The following is an 8,342-nucleotide window of genomic DNA, read 5'->3' on the forward strand; positions in this document are numbered from 1 at the left end:
TCGTTTTTTGTGGGGACAAAAAATAAGGAGCAATTTTAAAATCTTATTTTTATAAATGTTTGGGTAAAAACATAACTTAGAGGATTTCTACAAAGCCTAGTTTTGCTTAATTTATAAGTCTCCATTGGGGGGCTTTTTTAACTTCATCAACACTTTTTTTCTTGCGGTGGCTGTTTCGAATTGAAGTGAAATTTTTCAAGTGAATTATGGATTAGGGAAAATCGTAAGAAAATGAGTCGCTGAATTCAAAATTAAAGTTCCTCCTTATCCTTTTCAAATCAATTAACATATTTTTTCGCTCGGCGGTCTGCCTCAATCTGCCCCAAATCCTTTTTCTAAAAGGGGATAAAAAACCCGTGATTTTTGCAGTTTTAGAAGGAGCACTTATCGACCTGGCTACACCTTCCCGAACGCAAATATCTCCACTATTGATTATGTTATAACTATCAGTTTAAGTTTTAATTCTTTAACCTGATTATAGAATTTTCTTGCCCTGAGTACTTCTCCAAATTTCCTTTTGACAACAGAGGACGTTGTCTCCACTATATTCCGTTTATTGTATTTGATTTTATCAAAGCTTAAATGCAACTGTTTTCTATATTTTCCCTTCACTTTCTTCCTCTTTCTTTCTCTTTAATATATAAATGAGTCTGCTTTGTGGGGACATTAAAATAAGGAGTACTTTTACAATCCACATTTTGTGGCTTTGTAGAGACCCATCTATGCCAGCTTCAAGAGGCCAAAAATAGATATAATGATACCGGGACATCCAGTTAAAATTAATGAAGACTGGTCATTTCGGAGGATTTCTATAAAGCCAATAAAAGAAAGATTATTATCTTAGAGTTTACAATTCTTTTGTGTAGTTCGGGGGAATCTTATTCATCCAGTCATTTTTATAGTCTCACTTATAGTCTCACTTATAGTTTCACTTATAGTCTCACTTATAATCGCACTTATAGTCGCATTCGGTTATGATAACCAGCTTAACCCGAAAAAACTCTTACTTCAATGAATTGCTATATTATCGTAATAAAAACCTGTCAAATTTCAAGTTTTTTCAAAATTCTCAACAAATTTAATTATCCATATATTAAGGGGTCTAAAATGAAAGGAACGAAATGTAATAAAATATTTAGGGGGCAAACCTTCAATAAAACTTTGGGGGTAACAGTACTTGCTTTTTTAATGTTGGTGAGTATCGCAGGCGCCTCGCCATTTGCATACATTGCAAATGAAGAGAGTAACAATATCTCTGTAATTGACACAACCACAAACAAAGTTACAGCTACGATATCTGTAGGATCCAATCCTATTGGAGTTGCAATTAATCCAGATGGGACAAAGATATACGTGGTAAATTCTCATAGCAACGATGTATCTATAATTGACACGGCAACAAATACTGTTAAAGCCACGGTGCCTGTAGGACGTTCTCCTCAAGGGGTTGCAATCAGCTCGAATGGAAAGAAACTATATGTGGCAAACAGGGTCAGTAACACTATCTCTGTAATTGATACTGCCATAAATACTGTTGCAAGTACAGTGACTGTAGGAAAATATCCTGCGGGAGTAGCGGTAAGTCCGGATGGAAAAAAAGCATATGTGACAAACGAAGGCGACAACACTGTCTCTATAATTGACACTACCACAAAAGCTGTTATAAGCACGGTATCCGTAGGAAAAAGTCCTGAGGAAATTGCGGTCACACCAGATGGAACCAAGGTGTACGTAGCGAACTCCGATAGTGGGAGCATTTCTGTAATTGACACTGCTACCAACACCGTTACAGCCACTGTGAAGGTCGAGGGAGCCCCTTCTGGAGTTGCAGTCAACCCGGAGGGAACAAAGGCATATGTGACTACTAATGATAAATATTTCAGCACTGTCTCTGTAATTGACGTTTCTACAAACAAAGTTACAGCCACAATACCTGTAGGACCCAATCCTGTGGGAGTTGCAGTCACACCAGACGGAAAAAAAGTGTATGTAGCAATCAACCTCTGTAACGCCGTCTCTGTAATTGACACTGCTACCAACACCGTTACAGCCACGATGCTTGTAGGAAAAAGTCCTCATGCCTCAGGCCAGTTTATAGGTTCTATCCCGGTACAACCAGTTTATCCTTTAGCGAACTTCAGCAGCAACATCACATCAGATTATGTTTTCCTTTCCGTACCCGTGCAGTTTACAGATCTATCGGAGAATGCAACCGGATGGATCTGGGACTTTGGAGACGGGGCTGGTTCAACAAAGCGGAATCCCACGCATACCTATTCTGCAGCAGGAATCTATACTGTTAGCCTGACAGTAAGCAATTCAAACGGCACAGATTCAAAGCTTGCTACAGTAAATGTTGTACCAAAAGGTTCTCCTGCGCCTTCATATGCATTTATTACGAACATCAACAGCAACACTGTTTCTGTAATTAACACAGGAAACAACACCTTTACAGCCACGGTGCCCGCAGGAATTAATCCATTAGGAGTTGCAGTCAGCCCGGATGGAACACGGATATACGTGACGAATGCCAACTACGGTCGCCGCGGCACTGTTTCTGTAATTGACACAGCCATGAATAAGGTTACAGCCACCGTGGATGTAGGAGATAAATACTATCCCTGTGGAATTGCAGTCACACCGGATGGAAAAAAACTATATGTTGCGAGTCGTGATATCAACGCTGTCTCTGTAATTGACACAGCCACAAACACTGTTACAGCCACGGTGCCTGCAGGAAAATGGCCTATGGGAGTTGCAATCACACCGGATGGGACAAAAGTATATGTGACGAACCGTTATAGCAGCACTGTTTCTGTAATTGACACAGCCACAAATACTGTTATAGCGACTGTGAAAGCTGAACCTGGCTCCTGTGGAGTTATAGTTAACCAGGCGGGAACAAAACTATATGTGACGAATTGTGAAAGTAACACTATTTCTGTAATTGACACGAGTTCAAACACTGTTACAGCCACAGTGCCTGTAGAAGAATGGCCTATGGGAGTTGCAGTCAGCCCGGATGGAACAAAAGTATATGTGGCAAATCAACGCAGTAACAATGTCTCCGTAATTGACACCGCAACAAAAACTGTTATAGCTGCTTTGAAAGTCGGAAAAAATCCTTATGGAATTGCAGTCACACCGGATGGAACAAAGGTATATGTAGCGAACTGCGGTGACGACGATAATCTAGGCAAAACTGTCTCTATAATTGACACAGCCACAAACAAGGTTACAGCCAAGGTAAATACAGGTTTCAGTCCTGTTGCTTTCGGTCAGTTTATAAGTCCTCTTCCAGCACAACCAGTACTTCCTGCTGCAAACTTCAGTAGCAATCTCACATCCGGTTATGCTCCTCTTTCTGTCCGGTTTACGGATTTCTCGAAGAATGTGGATGGGTGGAACTGGAACTTTGGAGACGGATCCGGTTCAACACAGCAAAATCAAGCACATACTTACTCCAGGGCAGGGAATTACAAAGTAACGCTTACAGTAAACAATACAAACGGTACTGATTCGAAATTTGCCACAGTAACTGTTCTGGCACAGCCAGTATTTTCTGCATCCCCAACTTCAGGAAAAACGCCGTTTAGTGTTAGTTTTACTGACCAGAGCACAGGATTTCCAGCTTCATGGAACTGGACTTTTGGAGATGGAACTTATTCAACGGAAAAGAATCCTGTACACATCTATAGAAAATCAGGAAAATATTCTGTTACGTTGACATTAAACGAAACGGGGAACAAGAGTGCAGTAACAAAATCCAGCTATATTATTGTTTCAAACGGGTATGAAGCCCCTGTTGCTGCTTTTTCTGCATCTCCAGCTTCAGGAAAATCGCCTCTTTCTGTTAGTTTTTCCGACCAGAGTACAGGAGCTCCAACCTCAAGGAAGTGGACGTTTGGAGACGGTACTCATTCAACCGGGGAGAACCCTGTACATACATACAGCAAAGCAGGATTATACTCTGTTACATTAACAGTAAGTAATACAGACGGCAGCAATACGTTAACAAAATCCAGGTATATTGTTGTTTCAAACGTTTTAAATGGCCCTGTCACCAGCTTCTCTGCGTCTCTTACTTCAGGAAAAGCTCCTTTTACTGTTGATTTTACAGGCCAGGGCAAAGGATCACCAGATTCATGGAAATGGTCTTTCGGAGATGGGGATACTTCAACAGAAAAGAATCCTGCACATACATACAATAAATCAGGACTTTATTCTGTTACATTGACAGCAAGTAATGAAAAAGGCAGTAATTCGTTGAAAAAAACCGGCTATATTGCTGTCCCAAACATTTTAGCTGCTCCTGTATCCAAATTCTCTGCATCCCCGACTTCAGGAAAACCGCCTCATACCGTTCATTTTACTGACCAGAGCACAGGGTCGCCAACGGCATGGAAATGGTTTTTCGGAGATGGAAGCAATTCAACAGATAAAAATCCTGTACATACATATAATGAATCAGGACTATATGCTGTTAGATTAACAGTAAGTAATGCAAACGGCAGTAACACGTTGTCTAAAACCGGCTATATTGCAGTCTCAAGCTTCTTAGATACTCCTGTTACCAGTTTTTCTGCATCTCAGACTTCAGGAAAAGCGCCTCTTACTATCAGATTTACTGACGAGAGCACAGGATCGCCAACTGCATGGAAATGGACTTTTGGAGATGGAAGTGATTCTACAGAAACAAATCCTGTACATACATACAATAAATCAGAAAATTATACTGTTTCTTTGACAACGACCAATGCCGGAGGCAGTAATAAGGTGCAAAAATCAAGCTACATTGTAGTTTCTGAAAGCGGTACTGTGACTTCGAATCCAGGTTATATTATCCCTGCCGCCACCTTTATAGCATCTCCAACTGCAGGAAGTATGCCTCTTACTGTTAGTTTTACTGACAGGAGCACAGGATCTCCAGCCGCATGGAAATGGACTTTTGGAGATGGAACTAATTCAATAGAAAAGAATCCTGTACACACATACAATAAATCCGGAAAATATTCTGTTACATTGACAGCAAGTAATGCAGACGGCAGTAATGCGTTGACAAAAACAGGTTATATTGTTGTTTCAAACACTTTAAATGGTCCTGTCACCAGTTTCTCTGCGTCTCCAACTTCCGGAAAAGTGCCCCTTACTATTAGATTTACTGATGAGAGCACAGGGTCGCCAACTTCATGGAGATGGATTTTCGGAGATGGAAACTTTTCTACAGAAAAGAGTCCTGCACACACATACAATAAATCAGGACGATACACTGTTACATTAACAGTAAGTGATGCAGCTGGCAGTAATGCGTTAACAAAATCAAGCTATATTGTTGTTCCAAACGCTTTAAATGGTCCTGTCGCCAGTTTCTCTGCGTCTCCGACTTCGGGAAAAGCGCCTCTTACTATTAAATTTACTGACGAGAGCACAGGAGAGCCAACGGAATGGAGATGGACTTTCGGAGATAGAAGTAGTTCAACAGAAAAGAATCCTGTACACACATACAATAAATCAGGACTTTATTCTGTTACATTGACAGCAAGTAATGAAAAAGGCAGCAATGTGCTGACAAAAACCGACTATATTGCTGTCTCAGGCGTTTCAAATATTCCTGTTACCAAATTCTCTGCATCCCCTACTTCAGGAAGCATGCCTCTTACAGTTCATTTTACTGACGAGAGCACAGAGTCGCCAACTGCATGGAGATGGACTTTTGGAGATGGCAACGTTTCTACAGAAAAGAATGCTGTACACACATACAATAAATCAGGCCTATACTCTGTTACATTGACAGCAAGTAATGCAAACGGCAGTAACACGTTGTCTAAAACCGGCCATATTGCGGTTTCAAACTCCCTTGCCGCTGCCTTCTCTGCATCTCCAACTTCAGGGCCTGCACCGCTTGGCGTCAGTTTTACTGACAACAGCACCGGATCACCAGATTCATGGAAATGGGCTTTTGGAGATGGGAATACTTCAACAGAAAAGAATCCTGTACACGTATACAATAAAACAGGACAATATACGGTTAGTTTAACAGTAAATAATTCAGGAAGCATTAGTACTGAAACCAGATCCAGATATATTGCGATTAGTAAGTAAATATCCCGGATCGAAAAAAATAGCTTTGTAGAAACCTATCTATACCAGCTTCAAGAGGCTAAAAATATCTATAAATTTCGAGACGTTCAGTTTAAGTTGATGAGGATCAGTCGTTTCGGAGGGTTTCTACAGAGCCGAATTATTCCATCTTTTCATTTCTTTTTTTATCAGAGTATGATTTTTAATAAAGCTTTTACGTTTATATAAGTTCAGCTTCATGCATTCCTTTAAACAAACTTACTTTCTTCACTCATTCAACTTCAGTTAAACTATATTTTTTCTGCCAGCGGTCTGCTTTAATCTCCCCTGAACACGTTTGTTGAAGAAAAGGGTTAAGAAAAGATAACTAAAAAACCCATGAGATTTTGCAGATTTAAAAGGGGCACTTTGCAGGGTCGATCTTTTAGATCAAAGTGATTTTTTCTGGTGAAGGGCTTTTTTCTTATTTTTCAGTCGAATACCCTTCTAGCTTGTTGCAGGGTGCGCCAGCGCGATTTTGATTAAAATAGTTAAGTCAGTATTTGAAATAAATTTTAATATGAAAGAGAGTACCATTAAAAGTATCAATAGGAAATATAATTTTTAAAACCCGTTTTTATTCCTTTTATGACTTTTTTAGGTCTATTCAGCAAATATGATATAACTAGTATTCTGTGAATACTATCTAAATAATATTAGCTTAATGAGATAACTATATATAATAAGTATATGTAGTTTATAGTAATTACAATTAAAAAAGAACTTAACAGTGGAGAATGGAAACATGAAGCTGACACCTGGCTAAGAGTGGTTAGTTCCAGGGAAGAGATCTTTATACCCAGTCTGATGAACGCCTTGTTCACCTGGCTTTCAGACCTTCAAATAAGGGCATCTGTGGAATGGTAGAAACCTGCCCGAAGATTGAGGTAATCCAGTTACTTAAATCTTATATGAATACAGTTAAAACTAATTTAAAAACGAGTAAAACAAGTGGGTGATGTTCTGTGGAGTATGTAAGAAAAACATGTCCAATTTGTGGGAGTGAGTTTATAGTCCTGAAAAATGTGGAGGAAAAGGCAATTTACTGTACGCTTGAATGCCTTTCAGCTGCTCAGAAAAAGGTGAAGAGGGAGAAAGTTTCCTCGTTCGTGTCTGCATAAATTATTCCGTTTCATCGTAAACAGTATAATTTCTTTACTTATTCCCTTTAATCTAAAGCAATTATAAACTAAAACCAATTTAAATCAAGAAAGAACTTAACAGTGGGGGAGAAAAAAATGAGAATAAGAGTAGTTAGTTCCAGAGAAGAGATCTTTACACTTAATCCGAATGAGCGTCTTGTTCACCTGGCTTTCCGGCCATCCAACAAAGACATCTTTGGATTGGTTGAAACCTGCCCGAAGATTGAGGTAATCCAGTTACCTAAATCTTACATGCGTACAGTTTCAAAATCCATAGAAATGTTCCTTCAGATGCAGAGAATCCAGCTTATCGAAGGAGATGTCTGGGGGCACAGGAAGGATATAAACGAATATTACGCAATTTCCTCTTCAGTGATTGAAAAGATTAAAGAAATGAAAATCGAAGGTAAATCCACTGAGGAAATTGAGAAAAAGGTTTCAAGGGAAAGCAAGCTGAACCCTGGAATGGTCGCTTATATCCTGAACAAGGAAATTCCTGCCTGAATTCAAATAATATAAAACATTTTGGTAGGTGTTTTGCTGGAGAGGTGTTTTGCTGGAGATTAGATCGGATAGAAAGGGGTTGAATCTTCCGGTCCCTTATCTCCAACTTAATGTAGAGGAAAATCGGGAAAATTACTGCTGAAAGGGTTTCAACTTTTAGATCAAGAAATTGAGGTTGAGAACAGCATCAGTAGATCTAAGTAAGGTCTCTAATATTGATATTGCTGAAAAATCATCTACCAGTTCTGAAGCGGTTTGAGTCACATTTCTTACTTTAAACTTCTTTTCTAAGTCATTTGAAATCTATTATTTCCTTCCGGCGGGCTGCTAAAATCTACCCCGGACATGTTTGTTAAGATAAAGTTAAGAAAAGTGAAATTGGAAACCCCGTGATTTTTGCAGCTTTATAAGGGGCACTTTGCAGGGCCGATAATTTTGCTTTATCGGATAATCAGTTGGAATTGGAATTTCAGGAATTTTATGGGAAGGAGCGTAAAACCCCGAAGTCTTCAGCTTCGTGGGATATAAGCGTCAACTTCCTCACGTTCTGCTGTTATTGATTCTGCAAACTTATTT

General features: G+C 39.5%; 3 protein-coding genes and 1 pseudogene. All 4 read left to right on the plus strand.

The features are described from left to right. Positions 1 to 1,107 precede the first annotated feature (1,107 nt). The 4 genes and pseudogenes from EO92_RS07485 (at position 1,108) to EO92_RS07490 (ending at position 7,766) form a co-directional block, all read left to right on the plus strand. Entirely contained in the window at positions 1,108 to 6,102 is a 4,995-nt protein-coding gene (locus EO92_RS07485; protein ID WP_048170513.1) for a PKD domain-containing protein, read from the plus strand. 729 nt (positions 6,103 to 6,831) lie between these two features. Continuing rightward, positions 6,832 to 7,058 (plus strand): annotated as a pseudogene (locus EO92_RS17070) (DUF1699 family protein); the annotation flags it as partial. 27 nt (positions 7,059 to 7,085) lie between these two features. Continuing rightward, positions 7,086 to 7,241, plus strand: coding sequence for a hypothetical protein (locus EO92_RS18245; protein WP_200896752.1), 156 nt, complete (start codon positions 7,086 to 7,088; stop codon positions 7,239 to 7,241). A 117-nt stretch (positions 7,242 to 7,358) separates the two neighbouring features. Continuing rightward, a complete protein-coding gene (locus EO92_RS07490; protein ID WP_048135794.1) occupies positions 7,359 to 7,766 on the plus strand; it encodes a DUF1699 family protein in 408 nt (135 codons plus the stop codon). Positions 7,767 to 8,342: the final 576 nt, after the last annotated feature.

Source organism: Methanosarcina sp. 2.H.A.1B.4 (assembly GCF_000979385.1).
Taxonomy (GTDB): Archaea; Halobacteriota; Methanosarcinia; order Methanosarcinales; family Methanosarcinaceae; genus Methanosarcina.

Bases quoted from the DNA above. Each gene is read 5' to 3' on its own strand.
- EO92_RS07485 (WP_048170513.1), top strand. From the start codon at position 1,108: ATGAAAGGAACGAAATGTAATAAAATATTTAGGGGGCAAACCTTCAAT.
- EO92_RS07490 (WP_048135794.1), top strand. From the start codon at position 7,359: ATGAGAATAAGAGTAGTTAGTTCCAGAGAAGAGATCTTTACACTTAAT.